Annotated in this window: 1 protein-coding gene; it reads left to right on the top strand. The window is 52.4% G+C overall.

The window, feature by feature from the left end; translation table 11 throughout:
- Nucleotides 1–141 precede the first annotated feature (141 nt).
- Nucleotides 142–782 (top strand): IS1-like element IS1SD family transposase gene (locus tag ACLJRL_RS41185; protein WP_410661847.1). Its coding sequence is split into 2 segments (ribosomal slippage), with 642 coding nucleotides annotated over them: nucleotides 142–391 and nucleotides 391–782; the frame shifts between segments, so codons are not numbered across the junction. This gene is flagged as partial in the annotation.

The following is a 782-nucleotide window of genomic DNA, read 5'->3' on the forward strand; positions in this document are numbered from 1 at the left end:
GCTATTTGACACTATCCTTTACCCTCGCTCAACAGTTTAATAACCTGCCAGCAATAAGGGATGTTGTTTAACTTAAGTCAAAAAAAGGTGATGCTGCCAACTTACTGATTTAGTGTATGATGGTGTTTTTGAGGTGCTCCAGTGGCTTCTGTTTCTATCAGCTGTCCCTCCTGTTCAGCTACTGACGGGGTGGTGCGTAACGGCAAAAGCACCGCCGGACATCAGCGCTATCTCTGCTCTCACTGCCGTAAAACATGGCAACTGCAGTTCACTTACACCGCTTCTCAACCCGGTACGCACCAGAAAATCATTGATATGGCCATGAATGGCGTTGGATGCCGGGCAACTGCCCGCATTATGGGCGTTAGCCTCAACACGATTTTACGTCACTTAAAAAACTCAGGCCGCAGTCGGTAACCTCGCGCATACAGCCGGGCAGTGACGTCATCGTCTGCGCGGAAATGGACGAACAGTGGGGCTATGTCGGGGCTAAATCGCGCCAGCGCTGGCTGTTTTACGCGTATGACAGGCTCCGGAAGACGGTTGTTGCGCACGTATTCGGTGAACGCACTATGGCGACGCTGGGGCGTCTTATGAGCCTGCTGTCACCCTTTGACGTGGTGATATGGATGACGGATGGCTGGCCGCTGTATGAATCCCGCCTGAAGGGAAAGCTGCACGTAATCAGCAAGCGATATACGCAGCGAATTGAGCGGCATAACCTGAATCTGAGGCAGAACCTGGCACGGCTGGGACGGAAGTCGCTGTCGTTCTCAAAATCG

The organism is Amycolatopsis sp. lyj-112 (assembly GCF_046549055.1).
In the GTDB taxonomy this organism is placed as follows: domain Bacteria; phylum Actinomycetota; class Actinomycetes; order Mycobacteriales; family Pseudonocardiaceae; genus Amycolatopsis.